This window comes from Brevibacterium samyangense, assembly GCF_039529845.1.
Taxonomy (GTDB): Bacteria; Actinomycetota; Actinomycetes; order Actinomycetales; family Brevibacteriaceae; genus Brevibacterium; species Brevibacterium samyangense.
Genome location: NZ_BAAANO010000020.1, coordinates 80,520 through 94,567, shown reverse-complemented (window position 1 = coordinate 94,567; position 14,048 = coordinate 80,520). Strand labels below are relative to the sequence as shown.

Genomic DNA, 14,048 nt, shown 5'->3' with positions numbered 1-14,048 from the left:
AGTTCCTGCGCGGCCCGCTTCGTTGTGCGCATTCGTCCACCGCTACACCCGGGCTCGAGTCACCCGAATCAGCAGTGAAATCAACTGTGCAACCTGGCACGATTTCGCGGCCGGAAGTCGTGCCGAAGTGCACCGCTGATTCCGTGATCGTGCCGAAGTGCACAGTTGATCACGCGGTGGTGCCGACCGTTGCCGGGCCGCGCGGCGGAACGGCCGACCCGGCAGATTCTCAGTCGACGGCCGGGGCGGCGGCGTCGGCACCGACGAGTGCGGCGCCTCGGGCGGCGTCGACCATCGCCTCATGGGTGGCGAGCTTGACGCGCTCGCGACCCTGCGGGGCACCGAGTGCCTTCTCCGCGGCCTCGATGCGGTGGTAGCCCTCCCAGTCGACGAAGTCGACGCCCTTGTCGCGGAGGAACGTGACGATCGCATCCTCGTCCGGCGCCTCGGGGGTGGGAAGGGTTCCCGCGACCTTGTCCTCGATGAGGTGCGTGATGGTCTCGAGGGCATCACCCTTCGTGTGGCCGATGAGGCCCACCGGGCCGCGCTTGATCCAGCCGGTCGCGTAGACGCCGGGCAGGACCGTGGCCTCGGGCGCCTCGACCTGGGAAAGGGCGTCGACGACGCGACCCTCGTGGTTGGGGATGACGCCCTTGGCGTCGTCGAACGGCAGCTGATCGAGTGCCGAACCGAAGTAGCCGACCGCGCGGTACACCGCGTCCATCGGCCAGTCGGTGGTGACGCCCGTTCCCCTCACCCCGCCGTTGCCGTCGAGCTCCTGGCGTTCGGTGCGCAGACCGGTGACGCCGTTCTCCTCGTCCCCGAGCACCTCGACGGGCGCGTGGAGGAAGTGGAGGTGGAGGCGGCGGCTGGCGCCGGTGGGCTCGCGGAGGGTGAAGTCCGTGAGGGTCTTCGTCACCTGCTTGATCTGGTTGTTCGAATGGATCGCCTTCATCGAGGCCTCGTCGAACTCGTAGTCCTCCGGGTACACGATGATGTCGACGTCCGGCACGTGACCGAGCTCGCGGAGCTCGAGCGGGGTGAACTTCGCCTGCGCGGGACCGCGGCGGCCGAACACGTGGACGTCGGTGACCTTCGACTTCTTGAGACCCTCGTACACATGGTCCGGGATCTCGGTCGGGAGCATGTCGTCGGCCTGCTTCGCGAGGACGCGGGCGACGTCGAGCGCGACGTTGCCGTTGCCGATGACCGCGACCTTCTCCGCCTCCAGCGGCCATTCCTGGGAGACGGCCGGATGCGAGTCGTACCAGTTGACGAAGTCCGCAGCGCCGTAGGACCGCGGCAGGTCGATGCCGGGGATGTTCAGCGGTGCGTCGTCGAAGCAGCCGGTCGAGAAGATGACTGCGTCGTAGTGCTTCTGGAGGTCCTCACGGGTGATGTCCGTGCCGTAGTCGACATTCGCGAAGAGGCGGATGTCCCCGCGGTCGAGGACCTTGATGAGTGCGTTGATGATGCCCTTGATGCGGGGGTGGTCGGGAGCGACGCCGTACCGCACGAGCCCGAAGGGTGCGGGGAGGCGCTCGAACAGGTCGATGCTCACGTCGAAGTCCCGTTCGGCCTTCGTCAGGAGATCCGCTGCGTAGATACCGGCAGGTCCTGCGCCGACGATGGCCACCCTGAGGGGACGAGTCATTTCACACCTTTCGATGGGGTCGACCTCCCATGGTAGTTCGCGCACACGAATGTTGCCGAACCCGGAAGGGCACTCGGGCGGGGTTCCGACGGAAGTCACAGCAGAACGCGCGAGGTGCGTCACAGGGCGCGCGACGTCGCGAGGGCGCACCCGTCATCCGTACCGGGACTAGTCTTGGTTCGTGACACCCTCGCCCTCCCCCGATCACTCCCCCGTCCCCGAGGCGCCCCATGCCTCCCCATCCGGACGCACCGGCGACCCGACGGGCCTGCCCGCCGATGAGCTCGCCCGCCGCCGGGCCGGACTCGGGTTCGGCATCGCGTGCTACACGCTGTGGGGTGGGCTGCCGCTCATCTTCCGACTCGCAGAGCCGGCCACGAGCACGGAGATTCTCGCGCACCGCATCGTGTGGTCGCTCGTCTTCTGCTTCGGGCTTCTCGCCGTCGCGCGCGGGTTCACCGCTCTCGGCCCCGTGCTGAAGAACCGGAAACTCGTGGTCACCCTGTGCGTCGCGAGCGTCATCGTCGCGGCGAACTGGCTCATCTTCCTCTTCGGTGTGGAGATCGGTCGGGTCGTCGACGTGTCCCTCGGCTACTACATCAACCCGCTCGTCACGGTGGCGGTCGGCGTCATCGCACTGCGCAACCGCCTACGGCCGCTGCAGTGGGTGGCGATGGGGATCGGACTCGTCGCGGTGATCGTGCTGAGCGTCGGCACGGGCGAGGTCCCGTGGCTCTCCCTCGGACTCGCCGGGACGTTCGCGGTGTACGGCTACATCAAGTCGCGGGTCGGCAAGGACGTCGGCGCGATCCAGAGCCTCACGATCGAGACCGCGTTCCTCACCCCGTTCGCCGGGATCTTCCTCATCTGGTTGACGGCCACCGGGGGCAGCCACTTCGGCACCGAGGGCGCCTGGCACACGGTCGTCATGCTGCTGCTCGGACCCATCACCGCGGTGCCGCTCGTGCTCTTCGCGGCGGCCTCGAGTCGGGTGCCCCTCGTGTGGATGGGGATGATGCAGTACCTCGCGCCGACCATCCAGTTCGTCATCAGCGTGACGATGCTCGGCGAGGAAATGGCGCCGGCCCGGTGGGCGGGCTTCTTCATCATCTGGGGCGCGCTCGTCGTCCTCACGGTCGACGGCATTCTCGCCGCCCGCCGCAACCGCCGCCTGCGGTAGGTGCGTCCGGCGCGAGTTCCGGGCGCCGTGTCGACTTCCGTGCGCTATGAGCGATGTGTGTCCGGAACTCGCCACGGAGTCTGGAACTCGACGCCTGGGCGCGCCGACTGTGGCACCTCAGCCCACGCGGCTGACGGACTGGCGGGCGAAATCGACGAGGCCGTCCTTGACCTCGCCGGCCGGCAGGGTGTCGAGAGCCGCGATCGCCTCGTCGGCCCAGCGAAGAGCCTCTGCCCGTACCCGCTCGGTGACGGGGTGCGCGGCGAGGGCCGAGCGGGCCGCCTCGAGCGCCTCGTCGGAGGAGAGGTCGGAGTCGAGCAGCTCCACCACCTCGGCAGCAGCGGAGTCACCGGCCTCCGCGGCCTCCCGCACATAGAGCACCGGCAGGGTCACGACCCCCTCGCGGAGGTCCGTGCCCGGGGTCTTGCCGGAGGCGTCCCCTGTGGAGGTGAGGTCGATGATGTCATCGGCGAGCTGGAAGGCCACTCCCACCTTCTCGCCGTACTCGCGCATGATTGGCACGAGGTCCTCGGGCGCACCCGAGGTGAGCAGCCCGAACTCGACGGCCGCAGCGATGAGCGAACCGGTCTTGTCGGCGAGGACCGTGAGGTAGTGCTCCACCGGGTCCGTACCGTCCTCGGGGCCCGAGAACTCCGCGAGCTGACCGAGCACGAGGCGTTCGAAGGTCTCGGACTGCAGGAGCACCGCGCGCGGGCCGAGTTCGGAGGAGAGCACCGAGGCGCGGGCGAAGAGCACGTCCCCGGTGAGGATCGCGACGCTGTTCGTCCACACGAGGTGGGCGGCGGTCGCACCTCGACGCACGGGTGCATCGTCCATGACGTCGTCGTGGTACAGCGTGGCGAGGTGGGTGAGCTCGACCGCGGCGGCCGCCTTCACCACCTCGGGACGGGTCGGGTCACCGAACTGCGCGGCGAGGAGCACGAGCACGGGACGGGCACGCTTCCCACCGGCGTTGAGCAGGTGGTGGGAGGACTCGTTCGGCAACCGGGACGCCTGGGTCACCGCCACGTCGAGGAAGTTCTCCACCTCGAGAAGCCGCTCGGCGATGAACGCTCCGAGGTCCGACTCGGAGGGCGCGAAGGTCCGGTGCGCGTTCGTCATGTCCTGTTCAATCGTCCTGTTCATTCGCCGGTTCCCGCACGGGTGTTGTCGGTTGCGGGGACCACAGTATTCAGTGCGGTGATGACGCGATCGTAGAGGTCGCGCTCGGCCACGCTCTCGTCCTGGTAGAGGTTCGCGAGGAGCTTCACGACGAAGGTCATGAGCGTCCGGCTCCCCATACCGTACTTCACGCCGAGATTCATGAGTTCGGGCTTCCCGATGATCTCCGCGAACAGCCGCCCGAGGGTGAAGTAGGACCCCATGCTCGCACGCACGAGTTCCGGGTACTCGGCGAGCCGCTGCCGGTACGCCCGGGTGGGGAACCGGTGATAGGTGGCGACCGTCTGGGCCGCGAGGCGCCCCGCCTCGAGTGCGTAGTCGATGCCCTCGCCGTTGAACGGGTTCACCATTCCGGCGGCGTCACCGACGAGCAGCACTCCCCGGTGGAAGTGCGGTGTGCGGTTGAAGGCCATGGGCAGCGCTGCCGACCGCACGGGTTCGAGCGCCGTGTCCGGCTCGATGCCCCATTCGGCGCCCATCGCGTCGATCCAGTCGTGGAGCACCTTCCGGTAGTCGACCTTCCCGAACTGCGGGGAGGTATCGAGCATCCCGAGGCCCACGTTGATCGTGCCGTCCCCGAGCGGGAACAGCCATCCGTAGCCGGGCATCGGATCGCCGAGGCGCCCGTCCGGTCCCGACTTCGGCCTGAGTTCCAGCCAGCTCTCGATGTACGGGTCCGCGTGGCGCGGGGAGGAGTAGTAGGTGCGCACTGCGACGCCCATCGGACGGTCATCACGCTTCGCGAGGCCGAGCTTCACCGCCATGCGGGCGCTCACACCGTCGGCGGCGATGACGACGGGAGCCCGGAACTCCGCCTCGGGCCCGACCTTGCGGCCCCGGTGGTCGGTGCCGGTGGCCTTCACACCGGTCACCCAGCCGTCGGGACCGAGGATCGGCTCGGTGGCGAACACCTGCTCGAACAGGCGGGCGCCTCGGCGCTGGGCGTGGCGGGCGAGGTCCTCGTCGAGGCGCATGCGCGGGCGGGTGAGGCCGTGGTCCGGCATGCCGGACACCTGCGGCCAGTCGATCTCGAGGCGGTGCCCACCGCCGATGAGCCGCAGCCCGCGGTTGCGGTGCCAGGTGCCGGACGCCTCGGGGTCGAAGCCGAGGAGGTCGAGCTCGTGGACAGCGCGCGGGGTGAGCGCATCACCGCAGATCTTGTCGCGCGGGAAGGCCGACTTCTCGAGGACGACGACCTCGAGGCCCACCCCGGCGAGGTGCGCGGCCGCGGAGGACCCGGCGGGCCCGGCACCGACGACGATGACATCGGCGTCGATGACGTTCATGCAGGCTGCTCCCCCTGGGCCGCGGCGCCGGTTCCGGTGGCGGCGCCCGGCTCGCTGGCACTGCCCGGCTTCACCGCGTGGTGGACGGCGACGATGCCGCCGGTGAGGTTCCGGAACTTCACCTGGTCGAAGCCGGCGTCGACGATGCGGTGGGCGAGCGCGGTCTGGTTCGGCCAGTCGCGGATGCTCTCGGCGAGGTAGACGTAGGCGTCGGGGTTCGAGCTCACGGCGCGCGCGACCGTGGGGAGCGCCTTCATGAGGTACTCCTTGTACACGATGCCGAACGGCACCCACGTGGGGGTGGAGAATTCGCACACGACGAGGCGCCCGCCGGGCTTGAGCACGCGCAGCATCTCCCGCAGGCCGAGGTCCGGGTCGGTGACGTTGCGCAGTCCGAAGCTGATGGTGACGACGTCGAAGGTGTCGTCCTCGAAGGGCAGGTCCATCGCGTCCGCGTACACGAACTCGATCTGCGGGTGCTGCTCCCGGCCGACTGCGAGCATGCCCTCGGAGATGTCACCGGCGACGACCTCCGCACCCGCGCGCAGGTACGGCATGGACGAGGTTCCCGTGCCGGCGGCGAGGTCGAGGACCTTCTCGCCCGGGCGGGTGTTCACCGCTTCGGTGACGATCTTCCGCCAACCGCGGGTCTGGCCAAGGCTGAGCACGTCGTTCGTGATGTCGTACTTCTTCGCGACATCGTCGAACATGCGTGCGACGTCGTCCTTGTTCTTGTCCAGCTGCGCGCGATTCATGAGCCCATACTCTCAGCCTCTGCGACCCTCCCGGAAATCCGTCACTGTGATCCCGCAGTCGGCGTGTCTGTGATCCCGCAGTCAGTCCGCGCCGCCACCCGGTCGCCGGGGTCCGGCGGGCCGTCTCCGGTTCTAGAATCGGGTCCGATGACTCCGTTCGAACTCGACTCCGCGCACCCGGACTCCGCGGTGCCCACCCTCCGCGTCCGCTCCTGGTACATCGACGGCGTGGACCCGCAGGCACCCGCCCCGTTCTCCGCGGGACTGCCGCAGACCCCGGCGGAGTTCCTCGCCCAGTTGCCGACGTCCGGCATCTCCTGTTGGGTGCGTGGCACCTCGGGGCTCGTCGGTTTCGGTCGTGCCGTCCGGCTCCGGGCCCGAGGCGCCGCGCGGTTCGCGGACCTCTCGCGCCTCTGGGCACGCCTCGCCGCCGCTGCCCTGGTCGAGGACCCGGTCGCGCACGCCGGTTCCGGCCTCGTGGGCTTCTCGGCGATCGCGTTCTCCGCGCAGTCCGGCACGGATTCCGTCATCGACGTCCCCCGGTTCCTGCTCGGTCGGCGCGACGGGCGGGTGTGGCTCACGTCGATGACGGTGGTGGGGCAGGAGGAGGATTCCGCAGAACCCCTCACGCTCACGACCGCGCCCCTCACCCCCGTCGTCGGGGCGACGAGCGCGCCCGGCACGGTGTCGGGGACGCACTACACGGAGATCGTGCGGACTGCGGCCGCCCGGATGCGGGAGCTCGGTCCGGAGCGCCTCGGGAAGGTCGTGCTCGCACGTGACGAGGTCGTGCAGGCTCCTGCGCCGATCGATGTGCGTGCGGTCCTCGGTCAGCTCAACCGGGCGTACCCGAGCACGTGGACGTTCGACGTGGCCGGTCTCATCGGCGCGACCCCGGAGCTCCTCATCGGCGTCGACGGGGACACCGTGAGCAGTCGCGTCCTCGCCGGCACGTACCGGGTGCAGGACGACCCGGCGGCGGAGCTCGCGCAGGCGCGGGAGCAACTCGGTGGGTCGAAGGACACGACGGAGCACTCCTTCGCGATCGATTCGCTCGCCCGGAGCCTCGGCGCGGTCACCGAGTCGCTGCACGTCGATGCCGAACCGCACCTCCTCCAGCTGCGGAACGTCATCCATCTCGCCTCGGATGCGCACGGGACGCTCGCGCGGGATGCCGACGGGCGGCGCCTCGGTGCGATCGATGTCGCCGAGGCTGTCCATCCGACGGCCGCGGTCGGCGGGTACCCGAAGGAGGCGGCGCTCGCGGCGATCGACGAGCTCGAGAGCGCTGACCGCGGCCGTTACGCCGGGCCGGTCGGCTGGATCGACGGCAACGGGAACGGTCAGTTCGGGATCGCCCTGCGGTGCGGCCAGCTCGAGGCGCCCGACCGGATCCGCATCTGGGCGGGCGCGGGCATCATGCCGGACTCCGACCCCGAATCCGAGCTCGCGGAGACCGAGGCGAAACTCGCCCCCATGAAACGCGCGCTGGGGCTGTAGACGGTCCGGTCCTCTGACCGGGCGCGACTTCCACCCCGAAAAGTACGCAGGCCACGGAAACGTTTGTGGCAACTGGGTACAAATGCGAGGTGGGGGAATACTCCAGGCGACGTCCACCCGGCGAAGTACCCAGCACACAAGCGGGATCTCAACGGAGAGGGAGAACGGGACGCCGCACATCGCACCGTCGAACCACGGGAAAACCCTCGAGACACGGGTTTCATAGGTATCCACTCGCCGAATTTCCCGTGTCTCGCCGGACGGGCCCCGGGTTCAGCGCTTGTGGGAGTCATTCACTGTCGTCGATCGTGCGGAATTTCGCTCCGCAACCGCACGATCGGCGACAGTGAACGGGGTATCAGAACCGCGCGGGGCTGCTCACGGGCGGCAGCGTCACCTCGATGATGCCGGGGGTCCCGAGGGCGATCGCGTCGTGGACGGCCTCGGCGGTCGAGCACACGGTGTACGGCCAGTCGTAGGCGCGGGCGAGTTCCCCGAAACTGCGGCCGTGCGGCGTCGCGAAGAACCTCTGGAAGTACGGGGCCACGTGGGCGCCGCCGTGTTCGAGGCCCGCGAAGATCGACCCACCGTTGTCGTTGAGGACGACGATCTGCACGTTCGGCAGGTCCTCCCCCGCCTCACGCAGGAGTCCACCGACGTCGTGGAGCATCGCCACATCACCGATGAGCAGCCGTAGCGGCGCCGCGCCCCCGGTGCCCGCATCGGGATCGCCGCCGACGGACGCCGAGGCGCCTCCTGCCGCATCCGTACCGCCACCGGCGGGCGCGGTGTTCCCACCTCCGTGCGCATTCCCGCCGACGCCGGACACGGACTGTCCCACCGGCAGCCCGTTCTCGTCGACGAGATGTTCGGAGAACGCGTCGATCCCCGTGCGGAAACCGATCGCGGTCGACACGAGCCCGTCGATCCCCGCGAGCCCGCGGGAGGCATGGACCGAGGCGAACGTGCGTTCCTCGGCGACGGCAGTGGCGAATGCTTCGGGCATCACCCGGTCGAGGTACCGCACGGCGTTCGAGCTCGCGACGTAGAGATGTCCGCCGGCGAGGAGCAATTCGCGGGCCACTGCGAGGTGGAGCGGGAGATCCCTTGCGCTCCCCGAGGCGCCCGCACCCTCCGAGCCACTCGCACCGTCCGCCGCGACGCCGCCCGCACCTGCCTCAGCCGCGTCCTTCCACTCCTGCAACCACGTCGAGTCCTCGGGCACCGGCGGCAGGTGCGCGGCGGCGAGCGCGAGCTGCTGCGGTGCGACGAGGTCGAGGTCCGCCTGCACATGATGCACGCGCACATCGGCGCGGGCGAGGAGTGCCGCATCCGGACGGTAGAGCGTCGGTTTCCCGAGGACGATGACGTCGGTGATGCGCGCGACGAGCTCCGGGTGCGCGGCGAGGACGTCCGCGTGACGCGGTAGCGCGTTCGCAGCGAGGGACAGCGGAGAGGTCGCCTCCGCGAGAACGGGGATACCGAAGCGGAGGCTGATCCCCGTGAGCGCGCCGGCGAGGAACCCGAAGGAGTCCCCCGCGAGGATCACGGTGTTGCGCGTGAGCGCCGGGAGCACCTCGGTGACGAACGTCGGGTCGAGCGGAGCATTCCGCGCACCGGCGCCCGCGAGCAGCGGGTCGACCTCGGCAGCACCGGCCCACCACGGCCCGCGGCTGCCGTCACCCGCGCCGGACGCCCCGGCGTTCCCGAGGTCCGCGTTCCCCGCACCCCCGCGCCCGAGGTCCTCCGGTTCCGGAACGAGCGGGGCGTCGAACTGGACGTTGAGCTGCACCGGACCGGCGGTCGTCCCGTCGGACACCGCCGTGATCCGGCCCGAGCCGATGAGTGCGGAGACGGCACGGTCGACTGCGGCGGCGACCGCCTCGGCGGTGGATCCCTGCGGAGCATCGGAGCCCGAGGCGCCGGCCCCGTCGCCTCCCGTCGCGACTCCGTCGCCTCCCGACGCAGCCCCACCGGCCCCCGCCCCGGCTGCCGGCACGTCGATGCGCGCCCGCACGTCGGAGAGGACGACGGACTGGTCGTCGAGGGTCTGGTTCGCGCCGGTGGCACGGAGTCGGGCCGGGCGGTCGGCGGTGAGGGCGAGGAGCGGCAGGTGCGCATAGCTCGCCTCGAGGATCGCCGGATGGAGGTTCGCGACCGCGGTGCCGGAGGTGGTGACGACGGCGACAGGCCGGTCGGTACCGGTCACCCGCGCCGCCTTCGCGATGCCGAGGGCGAGGAACGCGGCATCGCGCTCGTCGATGCGGACGTACGCGCGGACGACACCCGCCTCGGCGAGTTCGGCGATCGCGTACGTGAGCGGGGCCGACCGCGACCCGGGGGCGACGACGAAATCGCGCACCCCGTGCTGGAGGAGAGCGGTGAGCAGGGTGCGGGCGGTGGCGGTCGAAGCGTTCATCACCGACCAGCGTACGACTGCACATCACCTCGTATTCACCCGGATCCCCTAGCCTGACGGCGATCTCGGCCACAGTCGGGTCCGGTAGGTCCGCCCGGCCGCGGCACACGCGAGCCGGGAGCACCCGGTCCCCGGCGGTCGGCTGCGCCGCCGACGACGGCAGCACGGACCTCACGGCACGCGGACCTCACGGTCCGCAGGGACGGCTCTCGGGGAAGGGGTGACGGGTGAAGAAGAAACGCACACTCATGATGTCGGTCGGCGCACGTGCCGTCCGCTCGCTCACGGCTGCCCGCACGCGTTCGGGGGAGTTCCCCGGCCGCGACCAGACGCTCGCCTTCCTCGGCCCCGAACCCACCGGAGCGGACGCCGAGGTGTTCCACGTCCGTGAGAAACGCAAACTCTCCTCCCGCCTGCGCGAGTTCTTCGTGTACTCGCCCTCGCTCGGCCGGACGGTCGGCGTGCGCGTGCTCCTGCCCGGGATCCCCTCCGAGGTCTCCGACGTCATCCACCTCTTCCACGGCGGCGGCGACGACTTCCGGAGTTGGACCGACCTCGGGGCGGCCGAACAGATCACCGCAGACAGCCCCTACCTCGTCGTCATGCCCGACGCCGGTGCCGCGAGCTACTCCCGCCACCGCTTCCCCGGCACCGACCTCGACTGGCCGCGCTTCCACACCGAGGAACTCCCCGCATTCGTCGCCGACCGGTACTTCGTCAACCCCGAACGCTCCGGCCAGATCCTCGCCGGACTCTCGATGGGCGGGTACGGGGCGATGAAGTACGCGGCCCTCCACCCCGATGAGTACTGTGCGGCCGCTGCCTTCTCCTCCCCCTTCGACACCCTCGCCGCCGTTCCGCTCTTCGACATCATCACGCTGCGCGAGGGCGGCCCGGCCCGCTCCCTCTTCGGCGACCCGAAACGCGACCGGGCGGAATGGCTCGCGAACTCCCCCGTCGCCCTCGCCCCGAACCTCGCGGCCACCGACCTGTGGTTCAGCGCCGGCTCCGGCGAACCCGACCCGGACGAGGAGGGCGCCTCCGTCGACGTCCTCGAGGCGACCGTCCACCACCACGGCGAACGTTTCCACTCCCGCCTCGAGAGCCTCGGCATCCCCCATACGTGGCTCCCGCGCCCCACGGGTTCCCACACCTGGGTGACGTGGCAGCGCGAGCTCGCCGCCTGGCTCGAGGACCTGCCGAGACGCCTGTTCGAGGCCGAGGCGCGGGGCGCCTCGGGCGGGGGTGCAGGCTCCGCACAGGGCGGCGGTGGAGCCACCGAGGCGGGGGCCGCGGGCACGGCGGGTTCCGGAACCATGTGGTCGAGTGCCGACGGCGCCCCGTTCTCCTACGTGACCGGTGACCCCGTGTTCTCGGTGCACGGGTGGGACGTGGCGATCTCCCGGCGGCGCGCCCAGATCGTCACCTTCGCGGACGTGACCCCCTCGGGTTTCACGTTGAACGGCGCGGGCACGTTCCGGATCACGACCCCTGCGCTCTACCACCCGACGGGGACCTACCGGATCGACATCTCCTCGCCGCTCACGGAGAACGTGTACAACCTCCGCGCCGACCCCGAGGGGCGTCTCCACCTCACGGGGCGGATGGCCGGGGCGCTCCACGACCCCATCGTGCCCGGTCGTCGGACTCGGCATTTCCGCACGTGGGGGCAGGAGGAGATCACCCAGGTGCGGATCTCGCCCATCGACGGGGACGGAGGTGACGGGCCGATAACATCGGCGGGAACGAACGACCTGCACAGAAGGACCTGAGGAATGCCGATCGGCGCCGTGCTGCTGCTCATCAACCCGAAGTCGCTCACGGCGCTCGGCCACGGCCGGGCAACGGATTCACCCAGAACGATCGAAAGAGTTTCCCTCTCGCGAGATGACAACTCATTCCGTTGCCGTGGGCGGAACCGTTGCCGGTGCGGTTGACGGTGACCGTGCCGGTGACACCGACGCGGGCTCCGGTGACGCGCTCGTCGTCGCGTACGGCGGGGACGGATTCATCGGCCTGATCGCGCATGCCGTCCGGGACTCCGGCGCGCTCTTCCTGCCGCTGTCCGGCGGTCGCGGCAATGACATCGTGCGGTGGTTCGGGCTCGACGGTGCACCCGAACGGATCATCGCGGTCCTCCCCGAGACCGGTGTGTGGGCCGACGGCGAGTTCGTCGGCCCACTCCCGGCGACGGTCGAGGTGGAACCCGGCGCCGCGTCGCTGCGGATGCTCGTGCGCTGAAGCGGAACGGGGCCCGGCACCGGACTCACTCCGGTCCCGGGCCCCGCGTCCCCGGCCCACCCGTGGATCAGCGGCGGGTCACCGGGAATTCGCCCCGTGAGCGGTCCCCTTACTCGGTGACCTCGAACTCGAGCGTCTGCACGAACTCACGGCCGTACACGTCCGTCGCGGTCACCTCGGCGGTGTGGGCGCCGACCGCGAGGTCCGACGGCAGGTCGAAGCGCCACAGGTGCATCGAGCGATCTGCGCGGCCGCCACCACCGGTGAACTGCTCCTGGATCGCGACCGGGTCGGAGTACTCGACGCCGACGTTCACGGTCTCACCGTTCAGCTGCTGGGTGCGGACCGCCTCGGTGGCCTCGGCGCCGTCGATGGACACCTCGACCGTCGAACCGGTCGAACCCATCCAGAAGTTCGTCGTGAGCCAGGTGTCGCCGAGGTCCGCCACCGGGATCGCACTCGCGTTCTCGAGCGCGGGCGCCGAACCGTGGTTGTCCGCGTTCTCCTCGTACCACGCGCGGTACGCCGGGGAGTTGAGACCGAGTGCCATCTGCGTGGACCCGTCGTCACCCTGCATGACGAAGCGTTCCTTCACGGAGTTGCCGTGGAAGTCGAGGGTGACCGTGCCGGGCGGGGTGCCGTCGCGCTGCACCGAGGTGACGTACCCGTCCTCGAGTTCGCGGCCGCTGTACCAGTGACCGGAGACCGCCGGGACGGTGAGGTGGGTGAAGGGCAGCCCGTCCTCGCCGAGTTCGTCGCGCCACCCGTCCATGAGGTCGCCGGCCCGAAGGTTCTCCGACATGTGGGTGTGGCCGCCGAGAGACACGACTTCACGGCCCTCGAGGATGTCGTAGATCTCCCGGAGGTCCTGATGGGTGTGCGAATCACTGTAGAAGAACTCGAGGAGCGGCGAGTGCCCGGCGAGCACGATCGTCGCATTCTGCGGGGCGTTCGCGACGTCCTGCCGCAGCCACTCGAGCTGTTGCTCGCCGAGCCCGTACGTGTAGTCGCCCTTCGTAGCCGGGATCTGCGTCGGGTAGACGATGTTGCTCATCGCGATGACGTGCGCCTTGCCCGCGTCGTACGAGTAGTACTCGGGGCCGAACTGCGAGCGGAAGGTGTCGAACTCGTGCTCGCCGTCGAGGGCGTCGAAGTCGAGGTCGTGGTTGCCCGGCAGGAAGCGGGCGGGCCCGTTGAGCATGCCGGTGAGGTCACGGGTGTGGTCGAACATGTCGAGGTCGTCGCCGACGACGTCACCGATGAAGAGAGCGCCGCAGCCCTCGTAATCGGTGCGCTCGGCGAGGTCGGAGAAGACACCGTTCCGCGCGTACTCCGCCTCCTCCGGGGTGTACGTCTGTACGTCCGCACCGATGAGGCAGTGCTGCTCCTGCGACTGGGTCGCGGTGCTCTTGGCCATCGGGAAGTTCACGGCCTCCGGCAGGGGCCCGGTCGGGTCGATGCCCCCGTATGCGAGCTCCGGGGAGCCCTCGGGCAGGTGGTTGTAGAAGAACTGCGCGACGTTGTCCTCGTCGACGGGCACCTGGAAGCCGCGCGGCTGGGTGACGAACACCGTCATGTTGTCGAACGCCTCGATCTCGTACGCGCCCGTGGCGTCCGTCGTGACGACGTCGCGGCCGTTCGAGACGGTGACGCCGGGAATCCCGCGCTCGCCCTTGTCCTGGACCGAGTCGCGGTCGCGGTCGTCGAACACGACACCGCGGAGGGTCGTCGAATCGGAGTCCGCGGTCGCGGGCACCACGTGGACGTGGCCGCGGTACGCGGTGTCGGCCCAGGAACCGTTCTTCGGCTGTCCGGCACCGGCGGCCGAGAC

General features: G+C 69.9%; 10 protein-coding genes. 4 read left to right on the top strand and 6 right to left on the bottom strand.

What is annotated here, in order from left to right:
- Window positions 1–229 precede the first annotated feature (229 nt).
- The gene (locus ABD172_RS11055) at window positions 230–1,654 is read right to left on the bottom strand and encodes an FAD-dependent oxidoreductase (protein ID WP_344309615.1); all 1,425 of its coding nucleotides are present in this window, start codon (window positions 1,652–1,654) and stop codon (window positions 230–232) included.
- Window positions 1,655–1,835: 181 nt separating this feature from the next.
- Between ABD172_RS11055 and rarD the strand changes: the two genes are divergently transcribed.
- Window positions 1,836–2,834, top strand: a complete 999-nt coding sequence (gene rarD / locus ABD172_RS11050) for an EamA family transporter RarD (protein WP_344309613.1) — start codon at window positions 1,836–1,838, stop codon at window positions 2,832–2,834.
- Window positions 2,835–2,951: 117 nt separating this feature from the next.
- Here rarD and ABD172_RS11045 read toward each other — a convergent pair whose 3' ends face one another.
- The 3 genes from ABD172_RS11045 to ABD172_RS11035 are packed head-to-tail and all read right to left on the bottom strand — an operon-like array spanning window position 2,952 to window position 6,057.
- Window positions 2,952–3,980, bottom strand: a complete 1,029-nt coding sequence (locus ABD172_RS11045) for a polyprenyl synthetase family protein (protein WP_344309612.1) — start codon at window positions 3,978–3,980, stop codon at window positions 2,952–2,954.
- Window positions 3,977–5,302: a geranylgeranyl reductase family protein gene (locus ABD172_RS11040; RefSeq protein ID WP_344309610.1), complete on the bottom strand. Its 1,326-nt coding sequence runs from the start codon at window positions 5,300–5,302 to the stop codon at window positions 3,977–3,979. The genes ABD172_RS11045 and ABD172_RS11040 overlap by 4 nt, the downstream gene beginning before the upstream one ends.
- Entirely contained in the window at window positions 5,299–6,057 is a 759-nt protein-coding gene (locus ABD172_RS11035; RefSeq protein WP_344309608.1) for a demethylmenaquinone methyltransferase, read from the bottom strand. The genes ABD172_RS11040 and ABD172_RS11035 overlap by 4 nt, the downstream gene beginning before the upstream one ends.
- A 147-nt stretch (window positions 6,058–6,204) precedes the next feature.
- On the opposite strand from ABD172_RS11035, the gene ABD172_RS11030 reads away from it, so the two are divergent.
- Window positions 6,205–7,557: an isochorismate synthase gene (locus ABD172_RS11030; RefSeq protein ID WP_344309606.1), complete on the top strand. Its 1,353-nt coding sequence runs from the start codon at window positions 6,205–6,207 to the stop codon at window positions 7,555–7,557.
- 358 nt (window positions 7,558–7,915) lie between these two features.
- On the opposite strand, the gene ABD172_RS11025 is transcribed toward ABD172_RS11030, so the two are convergent.
- On the bottom strand, window positions 7,916–9,976 hold the full coding sequence (locus ABD172_RS11025) for a thiamine pyrophosphate-binding protein (protein ID WP_344309605.1): 2,061 nt from the start codon (window positions 9,974–9,976) through the stop codon (window positions 7,916–7,918).
- Between the two features lie 227 nt (window positions 9,977–10,203).
- Here ABD172_RS11025 and ABD172_RS11020 point away from each other — a divergent pair, with 227 nt between their 5' ends.
- Window positions 10,204–11,748 carry an alpha/beta hydrolase gene (locus ABD172_RS11020; protein ID WP_344309602.1) on the top strand — a complete coding sequence of 515 codons (1,545 nt, stop codon included), beginning with the start codon at window positions 10,204–10,206 and terminating at the stop codon, window positions 11,746–11,748.
- 115 nt (window positions 11,749–11,863) lie between these two features.
- Window positions 11,864–12,217, top strand: coding sequence for a hypothetical protein (locus ABD172_RS11015; protein ID WP_344309601.1), 354 nt, complete (start codon window positions 11,864–11,866; stop codon window positions 12,215–12,217).
- 109 nt (window positions 12,218–12,326) lie between these two features.
- On the opposite strand, the gene ABD172_RS11010 is transcribed toward ABD172_RS11015, so the two are convergent.
- Window positions 12,327–14,048 (bottom strand): calcineurin-like phosphoesterase C-terminal domain-containing protein (locus tag ABD172_RS11010; protein ID WP_344309598.1); only part of this gene is annotated, 1,722 nt, incomplete at its 5' end.

Excerpts from the sequence above, each read along its gene's own strand:
- ABD172_RS11055 (WP_344309615.1), bottom strand. The coding sequence starts at position 1,654 with ATGACTCGTCCCCTCAGGGTGGCCATCGTCGGCGCAGGACCTGCCGGT.
- ABD172_RS11045 (WP_344309612.1), bottom strand. The coding sequence starts at position 3,980 with ATGAACAGGACGATTGAACAGGACATGACGAACGCGCACCGGACCTTC.
- ABD172_RS11040 (WP_344309610.1), bottom strand. The coding sequence starts at position 5,302 with ATGAACGTCATCGACGCCGATGTCATCGTCGTCGGTGCCGGGCCCGCC.
- ABD172_RS11035 (WP_344309608.1), bottom strand. The coding sequence starts at position 6,057 with ATGAATCGCGCGCAGCTGGACAAGAACAAGGACGACGTCGCACGCATG.
- ABD172_RS11030 (WP_344309606.1), top strand. The coding sequence starts at position 6,205 with ATGACTCCGTTCGAACTCGACTCCGCGCACCCGGACTCCGCGGTGCCC.
- ABD172_RS11025 (WP_344309605.1), bottom strand. The coding sequence starts at position 9,976 with ATGAACGCTTCGACCGCCACCGCCCGCACCCTGCTCACCGCTCTCCTC.
- ABD172_RS11015 (WP_344309601.1), top strand. The coding sequence starts at position 11,864 with ATGACAACTCATTCCGTTGCCGTGGGCGGAACCGTTGCCGGTGCGGTT.